This is a genomic window from Streptomyces sp. NPDC048696, assembly GCF_043198895.1.
Classification (GTDB): Bacteria; Actinomycetota; Actinomycetes; order Streptomycetales; family Streptomycetaceae; genus Streptomyces.
On the sequence record NZ_JBICVJ010000015.1, the window covers coordinates 154,329 to 177,401 of the forward strand.

General features: G+C 70.6%; 27 protein-coding genes and 4 tRNA genes. 11 read left to right on the forward strand and 20 right to left on the reverse strand.

Annotated features, from left to right (window positions below; genetic code table 11):
* Nucleotides 1-89: 89 nt before the first annotated feature.
* From ACGFRG_RS28500 to ACGFRG_RS28525, 6 genes are all read right to left on the reverse strand, one after another.
* Nucleotides 90-1,001 carry a hypothetical protein gene (locus ACGFRG_RS28500; protein WP_361430755.1) on the reverse strand — a complete coding sequence of 304 codons (912 nt, stop codon included), beginning with the start codon at nucleotides 999-1,001 and terminating at the stop codon, nucleotides 90-92.
* Nucleotides 1,002-1,205: 204 nt separating this feature from the next.
* Nucleotides 1,206-1,928, reverse strand: a complete 723-nt coding sequence (rplA, locus tag ACGFRG_RS28505) for a 50S ribosomal protein L1 (RefSeq protein WP_361430754.1) — start codon at nucleotides 1,926-1,928, stop codon at nucleotides 1,206-1,208.
* A gap of 114 nt (nucleotides 1,929-2,042) precedes the next feature.
* Nucleotides 2,043-2,477, reverse strand: a complete 435-nt coding sequence (gene rplK, locus ACGFRG_RS28510) for a 50S ribosomal protein L11 (RefSeq protein ID WP_361430752.1) — start codon at nucleotides 2,475-2,477, stop codon at nucleotides 2,043-2,045.
* A gap of 180 nt (nucleotides 2,478-2,657) precedes the next feature.
* On the reverse strand, nucleotides 2,658-3,539 hold the full coding sequence (gene nusG / locus ACGFRG_RS28515) for a transcription termination/antitermination protein NusG (RefSeq protein WP_393268475.1): 882 nt from the start codon (nucleotides 3,537-3,539) through the stop codon (nucleotides 2,658-2,660).
* Between the two features lie 75 nt (nucleotides 3,540-3,614).
* Nucleotides 3,615-3,917, reverse strand: a complete 303-nt coding sequence (gene secE, locus ACGFRG_RS28520) for a preprotein translocase subunit SecE (RefSeq protein WP_188276408.1) — start codon at nucleotides 3,915-3,917, stop codon at nucleotides 3,615-3,617.
* Between the two features lie 106 nt (nucleotides 3,918-4,023).
* Nucleotides 4,024-4,096 (reverse strand) — tRNA-Trp (locus tag ACGFRG_RS28525).
* Nucleotides 4,097-4,322: 226 nt separating this feature from the next.
* On the opposite strand from ACGFRG_RS28525, the gene ACGFRG_RS28530 reads away from it, so the two are divergent.
* Both ACGFRG_RS28530 and ACGFRG_RS28535 read left to right on the forward strand, forming a co-directional pair.
* Nucleotides 4,323-5,549 (forward strand): pyridoxal phosphate-dependent aminotransferase, encoded by a 1,227-nt coding sequence (locus ACGFRG_RS28530; RefSeq protein WP_361430749.1) that lies wholly within the window; start codon nucleotides 4,323-4,325, stop codon nucleotides 5,547-5,549.
* Between the two features lie 228 nt (nucleotides 5,550-5,777).
* The gene (locus ACGFRG_RS28535) at nucleotides 5,778-6,797 is read left to right on the forward strand and encodes an adenosine deaminase (RefSeq protein WP_361430748.1); all 1,020 of its coding nucleotides are present in this window, start codon (nucleotides 5,778-5,780) and stop codon (nucleotides 6,795-6,797) included.
* Between the two features lie 28 nt (nucleotides 6,798-6,825).
* Here the strand turns inward: ACGFRG_RS28535 and ACGFRG_RS28540 are convergent, their stop codons facing one another.
* A complete protein-coding gene (locus ACGFRG_RS28540) occupies nucleotides 6,826-7,422 on the reverse strand; it encodes a helix-turn-helix domain-containing protein (RefSeq protein ID WP_361430747.1) in 597 nt (198 codons plus the stop codon).
* Nucleotides 7,423-7,576: 154 nt separating this feature from the next.
* Here ACGFRG_RS28540 and ACGFRG_RS28545 point away from each other — a divergent pair, with 154 nt between their 5' ends.
* Nucleotides 7,577-8,215: an NAD(P)-dependent oxidoreductase gene (locus ACGFRG_RS28545; RefSeq protein WP_393268480.1), complete on the forward strand. Its 639-nt coding sequence runs from the start codon at nucleotides 7,577-7,579 to the stop codon at nucleotides 8,213-8,215.
* 34 nt (nucleotides 8,216-8,249) lie between these two features.
* On the opposite strand, the gene ACGFRG_RS28550 is transcribed toward ACGFRG_RS28545, so the two are convergent.
* From ACGFRG_RS28550 to ACGFRG_RS28585, 8 genes are all read right to left on the reverse strand, one after another.
* The gene (locus tag ACGFRG_RS28550; RefSeq protein WP_393268483.1) at nucleotides 8,250-9,305 is read right to left on the reverse strand and encodes a UDP-N-acetylmuramate dehydrogenase; all 1,056 of its coding nucleotides are present in this window, start codon (nucleotides 9,303-9,305) and stop codon (nucleotides 8,250-8,252) included.
* A gap of 161 nt (nucleotides 9,306-9,466) precedes the next feature.
* Nucleotides 9,467-10,990, reverse strand: coding sequence for a DHA2 family efflux MFS transporter permease subunit (locus tag ACGFRG_RS28555; RefSeq protein ID WP_393268486.1), 1,524 nt, complete (start codon nucleotides 10,988-10,990; stop codon nucleotides 9,467-9,469).
* Between the two features lie 111 nt (nucleotides 10,991-11,101).
* Nucleotides 11,102-11,668 carry a TetR/AcrR family transcriptional regulator gene (locus tag ACGFRG_RS28560; RefSeq protein WP_393268489.1) on the reverse strand — a complete coding sequence of 189 codons (567 nt, stop codon included), beginning with the start codon at nucleotides 11,666-11,668 and terminating at the stop codon, nucleotides 11,102-11,104.
* 142 nt (nucleotides 11,669-11,810) lie between these two features.
* Nucleotides 11,811-12,245, reverse strand: a complete 435-nt coding sequence (locus tag ACGFRG_RS28565; protein WP_361430742.1) for a MaoC family dehydratase — start codon at nucleotides 12,243-12,245, stop codon at nucleotides 11,811-11,813.
* Between the two features lie 2 nt (nucleotides 12,246-12,247).
* Nucleotides 12,248-12,700: a MaoC family dehydratase N-terminal domain-containing protein gene (locus ACGFRG_RS28570; RefSeq protein WP_361430741.1), complete on the reverse strand. Its 453-nt coding sequence runs from the start codon at nucleotides 12,698-12,700 to the stop codon at nucleotides 12,248-12,250.
* A gap of 183 nt (nucleotides 12,701-12,883) precedes the next feature.
* Nucleotides 12,884-13,048 (reverse strand): 50S ribosomal protein L33, encoded by a 165-nt coding sequence (gene rpmG, locus ACGFRG_RS28575; RefSeq protein ID WP_003956487.1) that lies wholly within the window; start codon nucleotides 13,046-13,048, stop codon nucleotides 12,884-12,886.
* Nucleotides 13,049-13,145: 97 nt separating this feature from the next.
* Nucleotides 13,146-13,218: transfer RNA gene (locus tag ACGFRG_RS28580), tRNA-Met, on the reverse strand.
* 44 nt (nucleotides 13,219-13,262) lie between these two features.
* Nucleotides 13,263-13,335, reverse strand: a tRNA-Thr gene (locus ACGFRG_RS28585).
* A gap of 766 nt (nucleotides 13,336-14,101) precedes the next feature.
* Between ACGFRG_RS28585 and ACGFRG_RS28590 the strand changes: the two genes are divergently transcribed.
* The 4 genes from ACGFRG_RS28590 (at nucleotide 14,102) to ACGFRG_RS28605 (ending at nucleotide 16,989) form a co-directional block, all read left to right on the forward strand.
* Nucleotides 14,102-15,355 (forward strand): amidohydrolase family protein, encoded by a 1,254-nt coding sequence (locus ACGFRG_RS28590; protein WP_361433582.1) that lies wholly within the window; start codon nucleotides 14,102-14,104, stop codon nucleotides 15,353-15,355.
* Nucleotides 15,356-15,493: 138 nt separating this feature from the next.
* Nucleotides 15,494-16,150, forward strand: a complete 657-nt coding sequence (locus ACGFRG_RS28595) for an SDR family oxidoreductase (protein WP_361433585.1) — start codon at nucleotides 15,494-15,496, stop codon at nucleotides 16,148-16,150.
* Nucleotides 16,151-16,205: 55 nt separating this feature from the next.
* Nucleotides 16,206-16,511: a hypothetical protein gene (locus tag ACGFRG_RS28600; RefSeq protein WP_393268494.1), complete on the forward strand. Its 306-nt coding sequence runs from the start codon at nucleotides 16,206-16,208 to the stop codon at nucleotides 16,509-16,511.
* A 7-nt stretch (nucleotides 16,512-16,518) separates the two neighbouring features.
* On the forward strand, nucleotides 16,519-16,989 hold the full coding sequence (locus tag ACGFRG_RS28605) for a hypothetical protein (protein WP_361433587.1): 471 nt from the start codon (nucleotides 16,519-16,521) through the stop codon (nucleotides 16,987-16,989).
* A gap of 157 nt (nucleotides 16,990-17,146) precedes the next feature.
* Here the strand turns inward: ACGFRG_RS28605 and ACGFRG_RS28610 are convergent.
* Nucleotides 17,147-17,228 (reverse strand) — tRNA-Tyr (locus ACGFRG_RS28610).
* A 193-nt stretch (nucleotides 17,229-17,421) separates the two neighbouring features.
* On the opposite strand from ACGFRG_RS28610, the gene ACGFRG_RS28615 reads away from it, so the two are divergent.
* From ACGFRG_RS28615 to ACGFRG_RS28625, 3 genes are all read left to right on the forward strand, one after another.
* A complete protein-coding gene (locus tag ACGFRG_RS28615; RefSeq protein WP_361433588.1) occupies nucleotides 17,422-17,910 on the forward strand; it encodes a YajQ family cyclic di-GMP-binding protein in 489 nt (162 codons plus the stop codon).
* An 87-nt stretch (nucleotides 17,911-17,997) separates the two neighbouring features.
* Nucleotides 17,998-18,540: a methylated-DNA--[protein]-cysteine S-methyltransferase gene (locus ACGFRG_RS28620; protein ID WP_361433591.1), complete on the forward strand. Its 543-nt coding sequence runs from the start codon at nucleotides 17,998-18,000 to the stop codon at nucleotides 18,538-18,540.
* Nucleotides 18,537-19,196: an alpha-ketoglutarate-dependent dioxygenase AlkB family protein gene (locus ACGFRG_RS28625; RefSeq protein ID WP_393268499.1), complete on the forward strand. Its 660-nt coding sequence runs from the start codon at nucleotides 18,537-18,539 to the stop codon at nucleotides 19,194-19,196. Before ACGFRG_RS28620 ends, ACGFRG_RS28625 begins: the two co-directional genes overlap by 4 nt.
* 55 nt (nucleotides 19,197-19,251) lie before the next feature.
* On the opposite strand, the gene ACGFRG_RS28630 is transcribed toward ACGFRG_RS28625, so the two are convergent.
* Nucleotides 19,252-19,524: a GlsB/YeaQ/YmgE family stress response membrane protein gene (locus ACGFRG_RS28630; protein ID WP_361433595.1), complete on the reverse strand. Its 273-nt coding sequence runs from the start codon at nucleotides 19,522-19,524 to the stop codon at nucleotides 19,252-19,254.
* Nucleotides 19,525-19,610: 86 nt separating this feature from the next.
* On the opposite strand from ACGFRG_RS28630, the gene ACGFRG_RS28635 reads away from it, so the two are divergent.
* The gene (locus ACGFRG_RS28635; RefSeq protein ID WP_361433597.1) at nucleotides 19,611-20,828 is read left to right on the forward strand and encodes an amino acid permease; all 1,218 of its coding nucleotides are present in this window, start codon (nucleotides 19,611-19,613) and stop codon (nucleotides 20,826-20,828) included.
* A gap of 365 nt (nucleotides 20,829-21,193) precedes the next feature.
* On the opposite strand, the gene ACGFRG_RS28640 is transcribed toward ACGFRG_RS28635, so the two are convergent.
* The 3 genes from ACGFRG_RS28640 to ACGFRG_RS28650 form a co-directional block, all read right to left on the reverse strand.
* Nucleotides 21,194-21,583 carry a YccF domain-containing protein gene (locus tag ACGFRG_RS28640; RefSeq protein ID WP_393268503.1) on the reverse strand — a complete coding sequence of 130 codons (390 nt, stop codon included), beginning with the start codon at nucleotides 21,581-21,583 and terminating at the stop codon, nucleotides 21,194-21,196.
* The gene (gene htpX / locus ACGFRG_RS28645; RefSeq protein ID WP_361433601.1) at nucleotides 21,580-22,440 is read right to left on the reverse strand and encodes a zinc metalloprotease HtpX; all 861 of its coding nucleotides are present in this window, start codon (nucleotides 22,438-22,440) and stop codon (nucleotides 21,580-21,582) included. Before htpX ends, ACGFRG_RS28640 begins: the two co-directional genes overlap by 4 nt.
* A 149-nt stretch (nucleotides 22,441-22,589) precedes the next feature.
* Entirely contained in the window at nucleotides 22,590-23,045 is a 456-nt protein-coding gene (locus ACGFRG_RS28650) for an MscL family protein (RefSeq protein WP_361433603.1), read from the reverse strand.
* Nucleotides 23,046-23,073 lie beyond the last annotated feature (28 nt).

Sequence of the window (23,073 nt, forward strand, 5' to 3'; positions counted from 1 at the left end):
GTTCGCCCGTGTCGGGATTTTTCCGATCAGGCGTTCCCCCGCCACGGTATCCGACCACTGTGACAGGTGAGACGAATTAAGGCCTCGGCTCAGCCCTGCTGCTGGGTGGGGGTCTTGGGCTTGATCAAAGTCGTGAAGTCCAGGGTGTCGGCGGCCGCCGGGGCCTCGACGGCGACCTTGACGCCGTAGTCCGAGTAGAACGCCGTCGTGTTCAGCTCGCCGTTCTTCGTCGCCGCCCGCTCGGTCTTCTTGACCAGCAGGTCGTCCTTGTCCACCCAGATGTCGACGGTGTCCGTGCTGATGCCGCTCTGGTTCATCTGCGTCTTGAAGGCGTCCAGCGTCTTCGCGTCGAGCCCGGAGCTCGATCCCACCAGCTTGGCGATGTCGACCGTGCCCGAGTAGTGCGTCGTCTGCACGCCGCGCACGTCCTCGGTGCCGACCTTCTTGACGTCGCCCGAGGCCAGCAGCGCCTTCACGCCCTGCTGGGGCGTCGAGTTCTGCATCTGGTCCTTCATGACGGCGCCGCTCGGGCCCATCAGCTTGGCCATGTCGTCGTAGCCGTAGCGGATCCAGTGCTTGCCGCCTACGGACTGGGCGAAGGCGGGGCCCATGTTGGCGAAGTAGGCGTCGCGCAGATAGCGGGCGTCGATGCTCTCGGCGCCGATCTGCTTCATCGTCTGGGCCATCGTGCCCGCCGTGTACTTCATGCGCATGGTGCCGGTCATCCCGTTGCCCCACGCCAGGTCGCCCGCGCCCTGCAGGCCCATGGTGGTGCCCATGGACATCGTCATCTCGACCTTGGAGGAGCCGGCCCCGTCGGTCTTCTTCTGCACCGCCTGGAGGGCCGCGACCGGGCTGAAGTCCGAGCCCGCCTTGTGCTGCTCCTTGGCGGGCGCGGCCTTGTCGGAGCCGCTGCCGGACCCGCAGGCGGCGACCCCGGCGAGCGCCGCTCCGGCCGCCACCAGCGAGACACACGTACGCCGTACGGACCTGCTGTTCATGCCATCCCCCTCGAATACCTTTTCTCCTGGACATCGAAGGTAGCGCAGGGGTGCGACAACGCCGCGGGCGCCCGGGGAAGTTGGGACGGGGCTGCGACACAGCGTGCCCCTGGCAGCGACGGGCCCGGGCAGCAAAAAGCCGGGCCCCGCACCTGTGAACAGGTGCGGGGCCCGGCCCGGAATCAGCCGTTAGAGCGGTGAGGCTCAGACCGCGGCCGGGTCCTCCTCGACGAGGAGGTTGCGGGTGCGGTTGGCGTCCAGCTGGATGCCGGGGCCCATCGTGGTGGTGATGGTGGCCTTCTTGATGTAGCGGCCCTTGGCGGCGGACGGCTTCAGACGGAGGATCTCCTCCAGCGCGGCGCCGTAGTTCTCCACCAGCTTGGCGTCGTCGAAGGACACCTTGCCGATGATGAAGTGCAGGTTCGAGTGCTTGTCGACGCGGAACTCGATCTTGCCGCCCTTGATCTCCTCGACCGCCTTGGCGACGTCGGGGGTGACCGTGCCGGTCTTCGGGTTCGGCATCAGACCACGCGGACCGAGCACGCGGCCGAGGCGGCCGACCTTGCCCATGAGGTCCGGGGTGGAGACGACGGCGTCGAAGTCCAGACGGCCCTTGGCGACCTCGTCGATGAGCTCGTCGGAGCCGACGATGTCGGCGCCCGCGGCACGCGCGGCCTCGGCACGGTCACCGGTCGCGAAGACCAGGACCCGGGCGGTCTTACCGGTGCCGTGCGGAAGGTTCACGGTGCCACGGACCATCTGGTCGGCCTTGCGCGGGTCGACACCCAGGCGGAAGGCGACCTCGACGGTGCCGTCGAACTTGGTCGAGGAGGTCTCCTTGGCGAGACGGACGGCCTCGAGCGGCGCGTACTGCTTGTCCGCGACGATCTTGGCGTCCGCAGCGCGGAGAGTCTTGCTGCGCTTCACTTCTGCTCCTGTGTTCAATCAGGCATGGAGTCGTGGTGCGGACCAGCGCTTGGTCCTACCACTGGAGTGCTGTGTCACCTTGCGGCTACCGCCGCATGGCGGGGAAAGCTGAGATCAGCCCTCGACCGTGACGCCCATGGAACGGGCGGTGCCAGCGATGATCTTGGACGCGGCGTCCAGGTCGTTGGCGTTCAGGTCGGCGAGCTTCGTCGTGGCGATCTCGCGGACCTGGGCCTCGGTGATCTTCGCGACCTTGGTCTTGTGGGGCTCGCCGGAGCCCTTCTCGACACCAGCGGCCTTGAGGATCATCTTCGCGGCCGGCGGCGTCTTGGTGATGAAGGTGAAGGAGCGGTCCTCGTAGACCGTGATCTCCACCGGGATCACCCAGCCACGCTGCGACTCGGTCGCGGCGTTGTAGGCCTTGCAGAACTCCATGATGTTGACGCCGTGCTGACCGAGCGCGGGGCCGACCGGCGGGGCCGGGTTCGCCGCACCGGCGTTGATCTGGAGCTTGATAAGCCCCGTGACCTTCTTCTTCTTGGGAGGCATTGCTCTCTCCGGGTCCTAGTGAGAGTGAACCGCCTGCATCCGATCATCCAGATGGAGGCATACCGCACAACGATAACGGGTATCTGTCTGCGGCTAAAAACCGAGCAGGTCAGACCGGCTTTGAAGAGCCGGTCTGACCTGTTCGGAAGACGTGGTGTCCGAGCGGAACCAGTGAAAGAACTAGTTCTTCTGGATCTGGTCGAAGCTGAGCTCGACCGGGGTCTCGCGGCCGAAGATCTCGACGAGGCCCTTGACCTTCTTCGAGTCGGCGTTGATCTCGTTGATCGTGGCCTGCAGCGTCGCGAACGGGCCGTCGGTGACGGTGACCGAGTCGCCGACCTCGAAGTCCAGGACCTGGACCTCGACCTTGCGGGCCGGAGCCGGCTTGCCCTCGGCCTCGGCGGCCTCGCGGGCGGCCTTCTCCTCGGCCTCCGGGGCGAGCATCTTGACGATCTCGTCCAGGGTCAGCGGGTACGGGTCGTAGGCGTTGCCCACGAAGCCGGTGACGCCAGGCGTGTTGCGGACGACGCCCCAGGACTCGTTCGTCAGATCCATGCGGACGAGAACGTAACCGGGCAGCTTGTTCTGCCGGACGTTCTTGCGCTCGCCGTTCTTGATCTGGACGATCTCCTCTTCGGGGACCTCGGCCTGATAGATGAACTCCTCGACGTTCAGCGAGACGGCACGCTGTTCGAGGTTGGCCTTCACACGCTTCTCGTAACCGGCGTACGTGTGGATGACGTACCACTCGCCGGGCAGACCGCGCAGCTCCTGGCGCAGGGCCTCGACCGGGTCGACGGGCGCGGCGGGCTCCTCGGGAGCCTCCTCGGCCTCGTCCTCAGCGGCGGCCTCGACGTCGGCGTCCTCGGACACGGCCTCGGCGGCCTCCAGCTCGTCCTCGTCCTCGACGTGGAGCGCGGCTTCCTCGGCGGGCTCGCCCGCGGCGGCGTCGGCAGCGTCGGCCTGGTCCGGGTCCACGGCGTCCGCCGCCTCGACGATGTCGATCTGGTCCTCGACGGACTCGACCGACTCGACGGCGTCGTTCAGGTTCGGGTCAGACACGTGGCTGCTTCTTCCTGGCTACAGATGGGTGGAACAATGCGAAAAAGGCGCCGGTGGGCGCCCTTACGCGGCGGATCAGCCGAAGACGTACTTGACGACGTGCTGGAATCCGGAGTCGATCACGGTCACGATGCCGATCATGATGACGACGAACACGATCACCACAGTGGTGTACGTCGACAACTGGTTGCGCGTCGGCCAGACAACCTTACGGAGTTCGGCGACAACCTGCCGGTAGAAGAGCGCGAGACGGCCCAGGGGGCCCTTCTTGCCGCGCTTGCCGCCCTTGCGGGCCTTCTTCTTGGAGTCCTTGTCCGCTGACGCAGACGCCTCGTCCTGGGCATCAGGCATGTCGATGGAGCCCACGGCGTCCGTCACGCTTCTCACCTGATTCCGGGTCGTGGCCGTGCCGCGCCCGGTGGAGCCGCACGGCGGTGCATAGAAGTACGTACATGCGCACACACCCTGGCGAAGGTGCGTGTAGCAGGGCCGGAGGGACTTGAACCCCCAACCGCTGGTTTTGGAGACCAGTGCTCTACCAATTGAGCTACGACCCTTTGTGGTTCCCCCAACCTACCGCATCCAACCGAGTGCACCGAGTGCCCGGAGTGGATTCGATCGGCGGAGGCCAACGACAGGTGAGTGTACGTGGTTCAACGCCCGGCGTCGAACAGATAGCTCCTGACAGCTCCGTACGGACGCGTTGAACGCACTGTGCAACTGCCCCGTCCGGTCCATGAAACCCGTGTACCCCGGCCCGGGCCGGTCTGGGACGATGGCCGCATGAGCGCTGCAACCCCTCCCACCGAGCGCCGGGTGTCCGCGCGCATCGGCGCGATCTCCGAGTCCGCGACCCTCGCCGTCGACGCCAAGGCCAAGGCCCTCAAGGCCGCCGGGCGTCCGGTGATCGGCTTCGGCGCCGGTGAGCCCGACTTCCCGACCCCGGACTACATCGTCGAGGCTGCCGCCGCGGCCTGCCACGACCCCAAGTACCACCGCTACTCCCCGGCCGGCGGCCTGCCCGAGCTCAAGAAGGCGATCGCCGAGAAGACCCTGCGCGACTCCGGCTACGAGGTCGACCCGTCCCAGATCCTGGTGACCAACGGCGGCAAGCAGGCGATCTACGAGGCGTTCGCGGCGATCCTGGACCCGGGCGACGAGGTCATCGTCCCGGCCCCGTACTGGACCACCTACCCGGAGTCGATCCGCCTCGCGGGCGGCGTCCCGGTCGAGGTCGTCGCGGACGAGACCACCGGGTACCGGGTCTCGGTCGAGCAGCTGGAGGCGGCCCGTACGGAGAAGACGAAGGTCGTCCTCTTCGTCTCCCCCTCCAACCCGACCGGCTCCGTCTACACCCGCGCCGAGACCGAGGCCATCGGCCGCTGGGCCGTCGAGCACGGCCTGTGGGTGCTCACCGACGAGATCTACGAGCACCTGGTCTACGGGGACGCGGTCTCCGTGTCGCTGCCCGCGATCCTGCCCGAGCTGCGCGACAAGTGCATCGTCGTCAACGGCGTCGCCAAGACGTACGCGATGACCGGCTGGCGGGTCGGGTGGGTCATCGGCCCCAAGGACGTCGTCAAGGCCGCGACCAACCTCCAGTCGCACGCCACGTCCAACGTCGCCAACGTCTCCCAGGTCGCGGCCATCGCCGCGGTCTCCGGCAACCTGGACGCGGTCGCCGAGATGCGCACGGCGTTCGACCGCCGCCGCCAGACCATCGTGCGGATGCTCAGCGAGATCGACGGCGTCATCTGCCCGACCCCCGAGGGCGCGTTCTACGCGTACCCCTCGGTGAAGGGCCTGCTCGGCAAGGAGATCCGCGGCAAGCGCCCGCAGACCTCCGTCGAGCTCGCCGCGCTCATCCTGGACGAGGTCGAGGTCGCGGTCGTCCCGGGCGAGGCCTTCGGCACGCCGGGCTACCTGCGCCTGTCGTACGCGCTGGGCGACGAGGACCTGGTCGAGGGCGTCTCCCGGATCCAGAAGCTGCTGGCGGAAGCGCGCGACTGAACGCGCGTAAGCGGGCTCCCGGTCATGGACCGGGAGCCCGCTTACGCGTTCAGGCACACGCTCGTTCGGGGAACTCGGCTGCCTGGCAAGGACCAATTGCGGCAAGATCCTTCAGTGACTCCTCCCCCGGAGGGGCTTCTCACTCGGCCGCTCGCGCGGCCTCATGACGGACAAGCCCTGCCCGGCGCCTCACGGCACGGAGCGGAGTTTATCGGTAACGGAGGGTGCATGGAGAGCGTTCGGGACATTCGCCTGCTGCCGAAGGCCCATCTGCACCTGCACTTCACGGGGTCGATGCGCCCCACGACCCTGCTGGAGCTCGCCGACAAGTACGGCGTGCATCTGCCCGACGCGCTGACCAGTGGCGAGCCGCCGAAGCTGCGGGCCACCGACGAGCGGGGCTGGTTCCGCTTCCAGCGGCTCTACGACATCGCCAGGTCCTGCCTGCGCGCCCCGGAGGACATCCAGCGCCTGGTGCGGGAGGCCGCCGAGGAGGATGTCCGGGACGGCTGCGGCTGGCTGGAGATCCAGGTCGACCCGACGTCGTACGCGCCGATGCTGGGCGGGCTCATCCCGGCCCTGGAGGTCATCCTCGACGCGGTCGATGCGGCGTCCCGCGAGACCGGGCTCGGCATGCGCGTGGTGGTCGCGGCGAACCGGATGAAGCACCCGCTGGACGCCCGCACCCTGGCCCGGCTCGCCGTCCGCTACGCGGACCGGGGCGTGGTCGGCTTCGGGCTCTCCAACGACGAACGCCGCGGCATGGCACGCGACTTCGACCGCGCCTTCGCGATCGCCCGGGAGGGCGGGCTGCTCGCCGCGCCGCACGGGGGCGAGCTGACCGGCCCCGCGTCCGTGCGGGACTGCCTGGACGACCTGCACGCCTCGCGTGTGGGCCACGGCGTGCGGGCCGCCGAGGACCCCCGGCTGCTGCGGCGGCTCGCCGAGCGCGGGATCACCTGCGAGGTCTGCCCGGCCTCGAACGTGGCCCTGGGCGTCTACGAGAAACCCGAGGACGTCCCGCTGCGGACGCTGTACGAGGCGGGCGTGCCGCTGGCGCTCGGCGCCGACGACCCGCTCCTGTTCGGCTCCCGGCTGGCCGCGCAGTACGAGATCGCCCGCCGCCACCACGCCTTCACGGACGCCGAACTGGCCGAGCTCGCACGGCAGTCGGTGCGGGGGTCGGCGGCGCCGGACGAGGTGAAGAAGCGGCTGCTCGCGGGCGTGGACGCCTGGCTGGCGGCGTAAGCGCCCCCGGTCTCAGGCGATCCCGGTCTCAGGCGATCCCGGCGAGCAGGGTGCGGGCGATGGAGGCGGCGAACTCGTCCACCGGGTGCGGGGGCCTGCCGTCCTCGCTCATGTCGTACGCGTAGGCGCGCTGCGCGCAGGCGCCCAGGAGCAGCGAGGCGGCCGCGTAGGTGTCCGCCCCGGCCCGGATGCGCCCGGCGGCCTGTTCGGCCCGCAGATAGGCGTCCAGGCCCCGGATGGGCATGTGCGGGCCGTCGCCGAGCTCCCGCAGGCCCTCGAAGTGGCGCAGTTTGAGCCGGGGGTCGGCGTAGAGGGAGGCGGCGATCGGGAAGGTCTCGGCGTAGAAGAGCGCGGCCCGGCGGGCGATCTCGGTCAGGTTCTCCTCGACGGTCCGCTCCCCCGGGTCGGCGGCCAGCCGGTCGAGCAGCGGCGTCAGCCCGGGCAGCCGCTCGCGCAGCACGGTGACGAAGAGCTCTTCCTTGCTCGCGAAGTACTTGTAGAGCGCGGCCTCGGAGCATCCGACGGCCCGGGCGATCTCCTTGGTGGTGGCCCGGGCGAGGCCGATGGTGAGCATCAGCTGATGGGCGGCGTCGACGATGCGGACCCGGGTCGGCTGCCGCTGCATGGGGGTCTCCGTTCAACTGCGAAGGGCGGGAAGCGGCGCGTGTCCACGTCGGATGCGACACCGTTCGCCCGTGGTGGGGATCTGCTTGACGGGTGGGTGAGTGCTTACTCACCCTAGTGGCGAGTACGCACGTGCCCACCCCGGGGAGGACGTCATGAAGCTCACGGTTTTCGGCGCGACAGGCCGAATCGGCCAACAGGTCGTCGAGCAGGCGCTGGCCGCCGGACACGAGGTCACGGCGGTGGTACGGGACCCGGCGCGGTTCACCGTCACCGGCGCGGGCCTCGACGTCCTGCGGGGCGACCTGTCCGACCCCGAGAGCCTGCGCCCGGCCGTGGCGGGCCGTGACGCGGTCCTCTCGTGCCTGGGCGCCAACAAGCGCGCGGACGCGGCGAGCGGCATCGCGGCCCGGCTGACCCGTTCGATCGTGACGGCGATGGACGCGGCGGGCACCCGCCGCCTGCTGGTGATCAGCGCGGGCCCGGTCGGCCCGGAGGCGCCCGACGACCCGTTCCTCGACCGCCTCACGCACACGATCGTCAACGCCCTCTTCAAGGACGTCTACGACGACCTGCGGCAGATGGAGGCGGAGCTGGCGGCCTCGGCCCTGGACTGGACGTCGGTACGCCCGGTCCGCCTGGTCGACAAGCCGCTGACCAGCACGTACCGCAAGGCCGTCGGGGCCACCCCGCGCAGCGCCCGCAGCATCGGCCGCGCCGACGTGGCCCAGGCGATGCTGAGCATGATCGACGACGCGGCGACGGTGAAGCAGGGGGTGTGTGTGGCGTACTAGTACTTAGTACTAGTACGGGACGGACCCTCCGGCCCTAGATCTCGGCGTTGACCGTCACCGGCTCGTTGACCAGGGTCACGCCGAACGCCTGCTCCACGCCCGCGACGACCTCGCGGGCGAGCGCCAGCAGGTCCTCGGTGGTGGCGCCGCCCCGGTTGGTCAGGGCGAGGGTGTGCTTGGTGGAGATGCGGGCGGGGCCGGTGCCGTAGCCCTTGGTGAACCCGGCCCTGTCGATGAGCCAGGCGGCGGAGGTCTTGGTCCGCCCGTCGCCGACGGGGAACGCGGGCGGGGCGACGTCCGGGCCGAGCCGGTCGTGCACGCGCGCGAGGAAGGCCGTGAACTCGTCCTCGCCCAGCATCGGGTTGGTGAAGAAGGACCCCGCCGACCAGGTGTCGTGGTCCTCCGGGTCGAGCACCATGCCCTTGCCGGCCCGCAGCTTCAGAACCGTCTCGCGCGCGGTGGCGGCCGGAACGCGGTCGCCCGCCTCGACGCCGAGCGCCCGGGCGGTCTCGGGGTACTTGATCGGCGCGGACAGCCCGCCCGCGTCCTCAAGCTCGAACCGGACGCGCAGCACCACGTAACGCTCGGGGTGCTCCTTGAAGAGGCTGTGGCGGTACGAGAAGGCGCACGCCGAGTTGGGGAGCGTGACCGTGGCCCGCTCGACCCGGTCGTAGGCGACGACCTCGCTGATCGTCGCGGAGACCTCCTGGCCGTACGCGCCCACGTTCTGGATGGGGGTGGCCCCGGCCGACCCGGGGATCCCGGCCAGGCACTCGATCCCGGCGAGCCCGGCCTCGACGGTACGGGTCACGGTGTCGGTCCAGACCTCGCCCGCGGCCACTTCGAGGCGGGTCCCCTCCAGCCGGAACCCGGTGGTGGCGATCCGCAGCGCGGTCCCGGCGAATCCCTTGTCCCCGATGAGCAGATTGCTGCCGCCGCCGACGACGAGCAGCGGCGTCCGGCTCTCGTCCGCCTCGCGTACGGCCGCGATCACCTCGTCGTCGGTCCCGGCCACAACGAGCCGGTCGGCCGGCCCGCCGAGCCGGAAGGTGGTGAGGGGGGCGAGGGGAGCGTCGTGAAGTACCTGCACGGGGTCCAGCGTACGGGGCGGGTGGCGGGGGGCCGGGTGGCGGTGCCGGGGGCCACGCGCGCGTGGGGGTCGGTAGCGAGACGAGCCGGGCGCCACGCGCGCGTAGGGGCGGGGGCCGCGGCCCCCGGCCGCATCCCCCGCCCCCACCGATCACTCCCCCGTCACCCCACCAGCACGTCCTCCCGCGCCGCCCTCGGCACCTCCACCGGAGCCGCGGTCGTCCGGCGCGGCAGGCACAGGGCGCTGGCCGCCGCGAGCGCGACCGCCGCCGCGCCCGCCCACAGGGCGGGCCGCAGCCCGTCCGTGAAGGCCTGGCCCGAGGAGTAGCCGCCCTGGGCCGAGAAGACCGCCGCCAGGACGGCGACGCCGAGCGAGCCGCCGACCTCCCGCAGCGCGTTGTTCGCGCCGGACGCGATGCCCTGCTCGGCGGGCCGCACGCTGGACATCACCAGGTTCGCGGCGGGCGCGAAGTACAGCGCCATCCCGGTCCCGCCCGCGATCAGCGCCGGCAGCTGCGCCGCGTACGACACGGTCGGCGACATGATCACGGCGAACCAGGCGAGCCCGAGCGACTGGAGCGCGAGACCCGCGGCCACCACGGGCTTCCCGCCGATCCGGTCGGAGAGGATGCCCGCGACCGGGGCGACCAGCAGCGGCATCCCGGTCCACGGCAGCATCCGCAGCCCGGCCTCGGTCGGCGAGTAACCGAGCACGCCCTGCAGGAACTGGCTGAGCAGGAATATCGAGCCGAACATCCCGACGTACATCAGCAGGCTGGCCAGGTTGATCGCCGAGAACCCGCGGTTCCGGAAGAGCCGCATCGGCAGCAGCGGCGCCTCGGCGCGCATCCCGTGGCGGACGAAGGCGCCCAGCAGCAGCGTGCCGACGACGAGCCCGGCGAGCACCGTCGAGCTGGTCCAGCCGTCGATGTTGCCCCGGATCAGGCTGTAGACGATCCCGAAGAGCCCGCCGCTCGCGAGCACCGTGCCGACGACGTCGAGCCGCGCCCCGGACCCGTACGACTCGGACAGCCGCAGCCGTGCCAGCGGCAGCGCCAGCACGCCGAGCGGAACGTTCAGCCAGAAGATCCACTGCCAGGAGAAGTGCTCGGTCAGCGCGCCGCCGATGAGCGGGCCGCTGGCGACGGCGAGGCCGTTGACGGCGCCCCATATGCCGTACGCCATCCCGCGCTTGGCGGCCGGCACCGCCGCCGTGAGCAGCGTGAGGGTGAGCGGCATCATGATCGCCGCGCCGACGCCCTGGACCGCACGCGCGGCGACCAGACCCTGGATGCCGGGCGCGAGGGCCGCGGCGGCGGACGCCCCGGTGAAGATCGTCAGGCCGGTCATGAACAGCTTCCGGCGGCCGAACCGGTCCCCCAGCGCCGCGCCGAACATCAGCAGCACGGCGAAGGTGAGGGTGTACGCGCTGACCGTCCACTCCAGGTCGTCGAGCGCTCCGCCCAGGTCCTTGCGGATGGACGGCAGGGCCGTGGTGACGACGAGGTTGTCGAGCGCCGCCATGAACCCGGCGACGCTGGTGATGACCAGCGCCCATGCCGCACCCCCGCGACGCGCCTCTCCCGTTCCCGTTTCCTGCTCGGTCGTTCCCCGCCCGGCCGTTCCCTGCTCGTCGACCGCTCCCCGCCCGGACGTTCCTTGCGAAGACGTTCCTTGCTCGGACATCGCTTCCCCTGTTGGTTAGTTATGCATTACTAACTTTCACGGCCGCGGGTGTGCGCCGGAACATCGCCGTCGCGAGCCCCTTGCCGGTGCCGCCCCGTGCCGCCCCCGGAGCTACTTCTCCCGCGGGCCCTTGATCCGCGCGGACGGATAGACATCCGTCCAGACCCGGTGCTCGGGCGGGAACCCCATCGCCACCAGGGTGTTGATGAGCATGCCGAAGGCCAGGAACGTGGTGGTGTCCTCGTAGCCCTCCAGCGGGATGCTCACCGTGTCCCACAGCTCCATCCACTCGCGCCGGACGGCCTCGCCGAAGGTGTGGTCCCCCGCCGCCTCGGCAGCGGCGACCGCCACGTAGACCTGCATCTGCATGAGCAGCCGCTCCGGCTCGTCGGCGATGACCTGCGTGTACGCGCTGGCCATCGCGTGCACCGCCTCTTCGCCGTGCAGCCCCTCGGACGCCTCGGCGAACATCTTGACCGTGTCCTCCATGCAGCGGTGCGTCGCGGCGAGGAAGATCGCGGGCTTGTTCGGGAAGAGCCGGAACAGATAGGGCTGCGAGACACCCACCCGCTTGGCGATCGCCTCGGTGGACGTTCCGTAGTAGCCGCGGTGAGCGAACTCACTCATCGCCGCCCGCACGACGCTCTCGCGCCTCTCTTCCGCGCTCATCCTGACCATGGATTTAAAGTTAGTGGTTAATAACTAACTTCGTCAAGCGGTACGGACGAGTCGTCCCGTAGGAGTCGTACGGGACAACGAAAGCGGCCGCCGGGGCTCCCCGACGGCCGCTGTGCTTACTCTCGTACTTCTCGTACTCCGGTCAGGCGAGCGCGACCACCGCGCGCGACATGCCCAGGACCTTCTGGCCCGCGCTCATCGCGGTGAGGTCGACCCGGACCGTACGCGCCTCGTCGTCCAGCTTGGCCGCGACCTTGGCGCTGACCTCGATGAGCGCGCCCGTGCCGTCGTTCGGCACGACGACCGGCTTGGTGAAGCGGACCCCGTACTCGACGACCGCCGCCGGGTCGCCGGCCCAGTCGGTGACCACACGGATCGCGGAGGCCATGGTGAACATGCCGTGCGCGATGACGTCCGGCAGCCCGACCTCCTTGGCGAACTTCTCGTTCCAGTGGATCGGGTTGAAGTCACCCGAGGCACCGGCGTACCGGACGAGTGTGTCGCGTGTCACGGGGAAGGACTGCGCGGGCAGCTCGGTGCCGACCTCGACGTCCTCGTAACGGATCTTGGCGGTCATCGTCACTCCCCCTCGGCCGCGCGGGACACGAGCTTGATCCAGGCGGTCACGACGTGCTCGCCCGCCTCGTCGTGGACCTCGCCGCGGATGTCGACGATGTCGTTGCCCGCGAGCGACTTCACCGCCTCGATGGTCTGGCTCACGGTGAGCCGGTCCCCCGCCCGCACCGGACGCCGGTACGCGAACTTCTGGTCGCCGTGCACGACCCGGCTGTAGTCCAGGCCGAGCTGCGGGTCCTGGACCACGACGCCCGCCGCCTGGAATGTGATGGCGAACACGAAGGTCGGCGGCGCGATCACGTCCGGGTGCCCGAGCGCCTTGGCGGCCTCCGGGTCGGTGTACGCGGGGTTGGCGTCCCCCACGGCCTCGGCGAATTCGCGGATCTTCTCCCGGCCGACCTCGTACGGCGCGGTGGGCGGATAGGTCCGCCCCACGAAGGACTGGTCGAGCGCCATGGGCTCACAACCTCCTGCTGTAGGGACCCTGCGTAGGGATGTCGCGTAGTGATATCGCGTAGGGATGTGCTGAACGTCACCGCTTGTGGGAGCTTGCGGGAGCGGCTCCCGCACGAACGACGAGAGGCCGCTCCCCGGTACAGGGAACGGCCTCTCGTACGAGCCTGAATGCTTGACCCGTGATTAGCGGGTCTCGCGGTGCGCGGTGTGCGAGTTGCAGCGCGGGCAGTGCTTCTTCATCTCAAGGCGGTCCGGGTTGTTACGCCGGTTCTTCTTGGTGATGTAGTTCCGCTCCTTGCACTCCACGCAGGCCAGCGTGATCTTCGGGCGGACGTCGGTGGCAGCCACGTGAGTGCTCCTTGACGGACGGATAGACGGATGAACGCATAAAAGAGTAGCCGATCGGGAGACCGACCCCACAATCGGCTACTGGTGCTACTTGGAGTAGCGGTGACCGGACTTGAACCGGTGACACAGCGATTATGAGCCGCTTGCTCTACCGACTGAGCTACACCGCTTTGATGATCAAGTCCCCGCTTGTGGGCGGGGACCCTCTCACCAGAGCCCCAATACGGAATCGAACCGTAGACCTTCTCCTTACCATGGAGACGCTCTACCGACTGAGCTATTGGGGCGAGCGATGAAGACATTACACGGTCGGTCGCCGATCGCCCAAATCCGTTTCGCCGGGCCGCTGGGCGGGCCGAGCCGCGACGTTGAGGGGCCCGCCGCGGAGGCGGCCCCCGAAGGGGGCGGGTGCGGCTCACGGGGCGGGTGGGGCGGCTCTTGGGGCTGGTGGGGCGGGTGGGCGAGGGGGTGGGTGGACGCCGGAGCGGGGAGACGGGTCGGGGACGGCGGGCGGGGATCCTGCGCGTGGGCGCACCGTGAGCGCGGCGGTGTGGGCGGGCCCCGGAACCGGCGCGTGAGCGCACCCCGAGCGCGGCGTGTGAGCGCGCCCCGGACACGGCGCGTGGACGCACCCGAGCGCGGCGTGTGCGTACCGCGAACGCGGCGGCTCAGGCGAGCTCCGGACCCGGCCCGACCCGTGGGCCCGCCCGGACACGGCGCGTGGGCGCACCCCGAGCGCGGCGCGTGAGCGCATCCCGGACACGGCGCGTGGGCGCACCCCGAGCGCGGCGTGTCAGCGCATCCCGGGCTCGCCCCAGGCCGTAAGGCTGGGCACACCCCCCCCCCGGCCTCCGGCTCCCGCCCCCTGGGGCGCCTCCCGTCGATCGCCCCGCGACCCCATCCCGCCCCACCCGTCCCGTAGGCCACTCGTGCCCACACCGGTACGACTATTTCGCTCCTCCTCGATGCGCGCGGGGCTCGCCCCTAGGCTCGGGTCACGCTGCGTGATCTTGCCCTGAAGCCCCGCGGGGCCCGAGGACCACCTGGAGCGCGATGTCCGACAGCCAGTCGCAGCCGGCCCACTCGCCCGGCACCGGGGACGGCCCCGCCGAGGCCGCCGCCACGCTCCTGCTCTCCGGCGCCCGGCTCGCCGACGGCCGGACCGTGGACGTCCGGCTCGGCGGCGGCCGCATCGAGGCCGTCGGTACGGCGGGCAGCCTCGCCGCCCACCTCTCCCGGGTCGACCTGGGCGGCTTCCTGCTGCTCCCCGCCCCCGCCGAGCCGCACGCGCACGGCGACACGGCGCTGACCGCGTTCGGCCCCGAGGGGCCGGTCTCGTACGCGGCGGAGGACGTCCAGCGCCGCGCGACCGAGGCCGCGCTGCTCCAGTTGGGCCACGGCGCGACCGCGCTGCGCTCGCACGTACGCATCGACGACGTACGGGGTCTTGAGCCGCTGGAGGCCGCGCTGCAGACCCGCAGGTCGCTGCGGGGGCTCGCCGAGCTGAGCGTGGTGGCGGTGCCCCGGCTGCTGACGGGCGTGGCGGGAGCGGACGGGCTCGCGATGCTGCGGGACGCGGTGAAGATGGGCGCGTCGGTGGTCGGCGGGTGTCCGGATCTCGACCCCGACCCGGCCGGGTACACGGAGGCGGTCCTGGAGGTCGCCGCCGAGCACGGCTGCTCGGTCGACCTGCACACCGACGGGGACGACCCGGCACGCCTGGCCCGGCTGGCCGCGATGAGCGGCGGACTGCGCCCCGGCGTGGCGATCGGCCCGTGCGCGGGCCTGTCCCGCCTGCCCCGCGAGGCGGTTGCGCGCGCGGCGGACCAACTCGCGGCGGCGGGCGTCACGGTGGTGTGCCTGCCGCAGGGTGTCTGCGGCATGACGGACCGTCAGGGAACGCCTCCGGTACGGATGTTGCGGGCGGCGGGCGTACGGGTAGCGGCGGGTAGCGGCGCCCTGCGCGACATCTCCAACCCGGTGGGCCGGGGCGACCCGCTGGAGGCCGCGTACCTGCTCGCGTCGCAGGCGGGCCTGCGCCCCGAGGACGCGTACGGCGCGGTGAGCACGGCGGCCCGGGAGGCGATGGGCCTGGCCGAGGTCCGCGTGGAGGCCGGTTTCCCGGCGGAACTCCTGGCCGTACGCGGCGAACGCATCGCGGGCGTCCTGTCCCTCGCGTACAGCCGCATCGTGATCCACCGCGGCCGGGTGGTAGCCCGCACGAGCGCGGTACGGGAGTACTGCGACTCGGCGGCGGCGGTGGCCCTGGACCTGCCCCGGCAGGGGCGGGCGGACGGGGGGCCGTGAGGTTCGCGCTGCCGACTGGGTGACGGTGCGGGTGCGGCGGGCTCCGGACGGCACCCATGGCTCCCATCGCCCCCACGCGCCCCCACGCGGCCGCTCGCGGGGGCGCGCGAGGCGGCTCACCGGCGTACGGTCGTGAGCATGCGCATTGTCATCGCAGGAGGCCATGGTCAGATCGCGCTGCGGCTGGAACGGCTGCTGGCGGCGCGCGGCGACGAGGTCGCGGGCATCATCCGCAACCGCGAGCAGGCGGACGACCTGCGCAAAGCGGGCGCCGAGCCGGTCGTACTCGATCTGGAGTCGGCGTCCGTCGACGAGGTCGCGGCGGCCCTGGAGGGCGCGGACGCGGCGGTGTTCGCGGCGGGCGCGGGCCCGGGCAGCGACGCGGCCCGCAAGGAGACGGTGGACCGCGCGGCGGCGGTCCTGTTCGCCGACGCGGCGGAACGCGCGGGCGTACGCCGCTACGTGGTCGTCTCCTCGATGGGCGCCGACCCGCGCCACGAGGGCGACGACGTCTTCGACGCGTATCTGCGCGCGAAGGGCTCGGCCGACGAGGCGGTACGGTCCCGCCCCGGCCTCGACTGGACGATCCTGCGCCCGGGAATGCTCACCAACGACGCCGGCACGGGCCTGGTCACCCTCGCCGCCGCGACGGGCCGCGGCCCGATCCCCCGGGACGACGTGGCCGCCGTACTGGCCGAACTGGTCGACACCCCCGCCACGTCAGGCCTGACCCTGGAAGTGATCAGCGGCTCGGTCCCGGTGATGGTCGCGGTCAAGGACGTGGCGGGCAACTGAGGGCGCTGGACGCCCGGGACCGGCCAGGGGGCACCCGGCAGCTGCAACCGTCTCCATGATCGAACCCGAGCCATGGGGCGCCCCCTACACGCCGCACCCGGACGAGCACGAGGGCGGCCCCGCCCAGCGACGTGGCAACTGGCAGTCGGACGAACGGGGGCTGCTGATGTCCGCGGAACCGCGCAACAACATCGTCATCCACCCCGAGGACGCGCATGGCCTCGAACACCTGCCGGACTGGAAAACCAGTTACGGCTGCTGGGCCCCTCCGGCGACAGAGGCCTTCTCCGTCAACATCGGTGGCCATCCCGGCCGCGGCACGCTCACCTTCGCGGGCGGCCTCGTCCCGGTTCGCGGATAATTCCCGCATGCATTCCACTGAGCTGGTGACCCGTCAGGCCGAGGCGATCGTGAACCGCCTCGGCCTGCTGGGCCAGTGCGAGATCACGGTCGTGACCGTTGGATACGACTCCACAGCCGCCACAGGGGAATACGGGCATCCCAGCACTCCGCCCTTCTCCCCGGGGGCTTACAGCTCCGGGCTTACCGTGCATCCGGGGCCACTCGACGACGAGCCGCCCCTGGATCACGGTCTCCACGTCCTGGTTGCCGCCGCTGACGAATCGACGCGGGTCCACCTGCCACCGGACATGGAGCCCGTCGAAGCTCTCGTGCACCTGGCCGACCGACTCCAGGACTGGGTCATCGAGCTGACACACGGCCAGGCATCGCCGCCGTGCCCAGGGCACCCTCACCCGATGTCTGCCGCCGTGGCGGACGACACCGCGGCCTGGGTCTGCTCGGCCAGGCCCGAACAGATGCTGTTCCCGATCACCTGACCCGGCCGCCCGCCACGGCACCCCTCCGGGTTGACCAGCAGGGGGCCATGTGAGACAGGTCACCCACTTTCGATTCGTCTCGAAAGATCTCGGGCGGGCAACGAGAAGACCCCCGCCGAGCTGCGTTTCCGCAGATCAACAGGGGTCTCACATCGCGTGGCGGCGCCAGGATTCGAACCTGGGTAGGCTAAGCCGACGGATTTACAGTCCGCTCCCATTGGCCACTCGGGCACACCGCCATGGGATGTCGCCGTGTGGATCACCGCTTTCGCGGCGCTCCCTGGCAACGACGTAAACGATACCTGATGCCCAGGGGTGCTTCGCCACCCGATTGATCAGCGCTTCGCGCGGGCACGGGTGGCTAGGCTTTGGGGCAGTAGGTCCGGCAGCCAGGCCGTACCCCCACGCACCCGATACAAGGAGCCACAGGACATGGCCGACTCCAGTTTCGACATCGTCTCGAAGGTCGAGCGGCAGGAGGTCGACAACGCCCTCAACCAGGCCGCGAAGGAGATCTCGCAGCGCTACGACTTCAAGAACGTGGGCGCGTCGATCGCCTGGTCCGGCGAGAAGATCCTGATGGAGGCCAACTCCGAGGACCGCGTCACCGCGATCCTCGACGTCTTCCAGTCCAAGCTGGTCAAGCGCGGGATCTCGCTCAAGGCGCTGGACGCCGGCGAGCCGCAGCTGTCCGGCAAGGAGTACAAGATCTTCGCCTCCATCCAGGAGGGCATCTCCCAGGAGAACGCCAAGAAGGTCGCCAAGGTCATCCGTGACGAGGGCCCCAAGGGCGTCAAGGCCCAGGTCCAGGGCGAGGAGCTGCGTGTCACCTCCAAGAGCCGCGACGACCTCCAGGCCGTCCAGGCCCTGCTCAAGGGCCAGGACTTCGACTTCGCGCTGCAGTTCGTGAACTACCGCTGACCCCTCGGACACGCTGTCCGATTTCCGCCAGCACGGCACGGGCGGGGGTCGCAGACTCGATCTCGTACGCGAGGAAAGGAACGTGCGATGACCGTCTACGCGACCCTCGACAGCCCCCTGGGCGAACTGCTGCTCGTCGGTGAGGAGGACCCGGCCGTGACGGGCGGGACCGCGCTGGTCTCGCTGTCCATGCCCGGCCAGAAGGGCGGCGCGGCCGTCCGGGACGGCTGGCGGCGGGCGCCGGAGGCCTTCGAGGAGATCGTCCGCCAGCTGCGGGCGTACTTCGCCGGTGAGCTGACCCGCTTCGACATCCCGTACGCGCCCGGCGCGGGCACCGACTTCCAGCGGCAGGTCTGGGAGGAGCTCGACGCGATCCCGTACGGGGCCACTACCTCGTACGGGGAGATCGCCCGGCGCCTCGGCGCCTCCTCGGTGAAGGTGCGCGCGATCGGCACGGCCATCGGGCGCAACCCCCTGCTGGTCGTACGCCCCTGCCACCGCGTCATCGGCGCCGACGGCACCCTCAAGGGTTACGCGGGCGGGCTGGAGCGCAAGGAGCAGCTGCTGCGGCTCGAAGGCGCAGCGGTCACCGACGGCGGGCGCGCTGTCGGCGGACTCACTGTCGGGTGAGCGACGCGTTGTTCCCCCGGCCGCGCACGGTCGTCTCGCCCGGTGCCGTGCATGTGCCGGGGTGGCTCCCGCCGGACCGCCAGCGCGAGCTGGTGGCGGCTTGCCGGGAGTGGGCGCGCGGGCCCGTACCCATCCGGCACACGCGGCTGCCGGGCGGCGGTGTCATGTCCGTGCAGACGGTGTGCGTCGGATGGCACTGGCAGCCCTACCGCTACACCCGCACCGCCGACGACGTGAACGGCCTGCGCGTCGCCGAGTTCCCCGACTGGCTCACCGCACTGGGACGCGCCGCGCTGGCCGACGCGTACGACGACCCCGCCGCCGGGGACAGCTACTCCCCCGACACCGCGCTGGTCAACTTCTACGACGGCGACGCGCGGATGGGCATGCACCAGGACAAGGACGAGCGTTCCGGCGCGCCCGTGGTCTCCCTGAGCATCGGCGACAGCTGCGTCTTCCGGTTCGGCAACACCGAGGACCGGGGCTGCCCGTACACCGACGTGGAGCTGGCGTCGGGCGACCTCTTCGTCTTCGGCGGCCCCTCGCGCTTCGCCTACCACGGTGTACCGAAGGTCCTGCCGGGCACGGGCGGTCCGGCCACCGGCCTGCCCACCGGCCGGCTCAACCTGACTCTCCGCGAGACCGGCCTGAGCTGAGAGGCGAGCCGAAGCGGGTCAAGCGGGTCAGCAGCCTCAGCGGCGCTCGCGCGAGTCAGCGGCGCTCGCGCGAGTTGCCGAAAAGTATCCGGTAGACGATCAGCAGCACGAGCGAGCCGCCGATGGCCGCCGCCCAAGTGGCGCCGTCGTAGAAGTGGTTGGCGATCGGTCGGTCCAGCCAGCGCGACGAGATCCAGCCGCCGACGAACGCGCCCGCTATGCCTATGACGGTCGTACCGATCAGGCCGCCCGGATCGCGCCCGGGGAGCAGAATCTTGGCGATCGCTCCGGCGAGCAGGCCAAGGATGATCCAACTGACGATGCCCATGTCCTGAACCTGCCTTTCATGTGGTGTCGTTCCGGAAGACGTTCCGTGTCCCTTGCGCGGTTGCGCAGGTGATTAAGGTGCGGCCCATGACACAGGAGCTGCGCCGCACTCTCGGCGTGTTCGACGCCGTGGTCATCGGCCTCGGCTCGATGGTCGGTGCCGGTATTTTCGCCGCGCTCGCCCCGGCGGCCGGTGCGGCCGGGACCGGGCTGCTGGCCGCCCTGGCGCTGGCCGGGGCCGTGGCGTACTGCAACGCCATGTCCTCGGCGCGGCTCGCCGCGCACTATCCCGCGTCCGGTGGCACCTATGTGTACGGGCGGGAGCGGCTGGGGCCGTTCTGGGGCTATCTGGCGGGCTGGGGCTTCGTCGTCGGCAAGACCTCCTCGTGTGCGGCGATGGCTCTGACCGTGGGCGCCTATGTCTGGCCGGGGCAGGCGCGGCTGGTGGCGGTCGCGGCCGTCGTGGTGCTGACGGCCGTGAATTACGGGGGTGTTCAGAAGTCGGCGTGGCTGACGCGGGCGATCGTGGCGGTGGTGCTCGCAGTCCTCGCCGTAGTGGTCGCGGTCTGTCTGGGCTCGCCCGGTGCCGGGCACCTGGCCGTCGGGCTGTCCGGGGGTGGCGCGGGGCTGCTCCAGGCGGCGGGGCTGCTGTTCTTCGCCTTCGCCGGGTACGCCCGGATCGCGACGCTCGGTGAGGAGGTGCGCGATCCGGCCCGGACGATCCCGCGCGCCGTTCCCCTGGCGCTGGGCATCGCGCTGGTCGTCTATGTCGGTGTCTCGGTCGCTGTCCTTTCCGTTCTGGGCGCGGATGGGCTGGGTCGGGCGACGGCGCCGCTCGCCGACGCGGTACGGGCGGCGGGCGGGCCCGCGCTGGTGCCGGTGGTGCGGGCGGGGGCGGCGGTCGCGGCGCTCGGATCCCTGCTCGCACTCGTTCTGGGCGTTTCGCGCACGGTGCTCGCGATGGCCCGGGACGGCCATCTGCCGGGCGCGCTGGCCGCCGTGCACCCCCGGTTCCGGGTGCCGCACCGGGCGGAGGTCGCGGTGGGCACGGTCGTCGCGGTGCTGGCGGCCACGGCCGATCTGCGCGGCGCGATCGGCTTCTCGTCGTTCGGCGTGCTGGTCTATTACGCGATCGCCAACGCGTCGGCCTGGACGCTCGGTTCGGGCCGTGGCGGGCGCCTGCTGCCGGCCTGCGGTCTTGCCGGATGCCTGCTTCTGGCCTTCGCGCTGCCGCCGTCGTCGGTGGTGGCGGGCAGCGCGGTGCTGGCCGTGGGGGCGGTCGCGTACGCCGTGCGGCGACGCTGAGGCGACGTGACCCCGGTCGGCGTGGTCGACGCAGGCCCATCGGCCGGGCGCCCGACCCGGCCGGGGTAGCACATGCGGGCCCACCGGTCGGGCGGTCGGCCCGGGCGCCTGCGAACCATCCGTCACACGGCCGTCACACGGCGAGCCGCGGCCTCATATTCATATTCGGTGCGCTCCACGTATCCGGCCGTGGCACCCCGCAGGGAACGGCCGGGACGTCCTCTCGTTCTCGGTCATGGCTCCATGGTGGACCACGTCGCCGACATCCGGTCCCGAGCCGCCCCAGCCTGTGGATAACTCGTGGCCGCCGACCGGACGGTGACCGGGTGCCGACCGGGCCGGTCACTGGCAGGCCACCGGCCCGGCTACTGGTAGAACGGCCGGTCCGTCGGCACGATCTGCTTGCCCAGCGGGAGCAGCGAGACCGGGATCAGCTTGAAGTTCGCGATGCCCAGCGGGATTCCGATGATCGTGATGCACAGTATGAAGCCCGTGACGATGTGGCCGAGGGCCAGCCACCAGCCCGCGAGGATCAGCCAGAGCACATTGCCGATGCAGGACGCGGCGCCCGCGTCGCGCCGCTCCACGACCGTGTAGCCGAACGGCCAGAGCGCGTACAGCCCGATGCGGAAGGCGGCCAGGCCGAACGGGATGCCGATGATCGTGACGCACAGCAGAACGCCCGCGAGCATGTAGCCCAGGAACATCCAGAAGCCGCACAGCACCAGCCAAATGACGTTGAGGATTGTCTTCACGGGCGGCCTGCCATCTGTTCGAGTCGGGCGATGCGCTCCGCCATCGGCGGGTGTGTCGAGAACATCTTGGAGACACCCTGGCCCGGACGGAAGGGATTGGCGATCATCATGTGGCTCGCGGTCTCGATCCGGGGCTCGGGCGGCAGCGGGAGCTGCTGAGTGCCCGCGTCGAGCTTGCGCAGGGCGCTCGCCAGGGCCAGCGGGTCACCGGTGAGCTGGGCGCCGGACGCGTCCGCCTCGTACTCGCGCGAGCGGCTGATCGCCAGCTGGATGACGGACGCCGCGAGCGGCCCCAGGATCATGATCAGGAGCATGCCGACGATGCCCGGGCCTTCGTCGTCGTCGGAGCGGCCGATCGGGATCAGCCAGGCGAAGTTCACCAGGAACATGATCACGGAGGCGAGCGCTCCGGCGACCGACGAGATCAGGATGTCGCGGTTGTAGACATGGCTCAGCTCATGGCCGATCACCCCGCGCAGCTCGCGCTCGTCGAGGATCTGCAGGATCCCCTCGGTGCAGCACACCGCCGCGTTGCGCGGGTTGCGGCCGGTCGCGAAGGCGTTCGGCGCCTGGGTCGGCGAGATGTACAGGCGCGGCATGGGCTGGCGCGCGGCGGTCGAGAGCTCGCGGACCATCCGGTAGAGCGCCGGGGCCTCGAATTCACTGACCGGCCGGGCGCGCATGGCCCGCAGTGCCAGTTTGTCGCTGTTCCAGTACGCGTAGGCGTTGGTGCCGAGCGCCACGAGCAGCGCGACGATCAGCCCCGTACGCCCGAAGAAGCTGCCGATGACGATGATGAGCGCGGACAGTCCTCCGAGAAGAACGGCAGTCCTCAACCCGTTGTGCCGGCGGTGCACGGTACGCCCTCCAAATGGTGCGGCAGGGGAACCCTTTGCCTGATGGTCCTTCCACTTTCCAGTGGACGCTCCCGTACTGGTCAACGCCAGACGGGCGGCGCTGGTTCCCTTGTGCGCGCCGGAGGGGCGGCTGCGCCGTCCGGGTGGTGTCAGCGCTGTGCGGGCAGTCCCGCCAGTTCCAGGGCCTTCGGGTCGGGCTCCAGCTCGCTGGTGCAGTGCGCGCAGCGGGTGGCGATGCCGGGCACCTGGGTGTAGCAGCGGGGGCAGTCGCGCAGGGCGGCCTTGATGTCGACCGGCTTGTCGCGGTCGAGCCGCGCCTGGACCTTCATCATCGGGACGACGACGAGGAAGTAGAGCACCGCGGCGGTGATCAGGAAGGCGATGGCGGCGCTGATGAATTTCCCATAGGGAAATTCCACGCCCTGGACCTTGAACGTCGCCGTGGTGAAGTCACCGCTGGAGCGGGTGGCGAGGCCGATGAGCGGGGTGATGAACGCGGTGCTGAAGCCGGTGACCACGGCGGTGAACGCCGATCCGACGGCCAGACCGACGGCCATCGTCACGATGTTCCCGCGAAGGATGAAGTCCTTGAACCCGCTCAGCACTGCTGTCGCTCCTTGATCATGTCCGGCT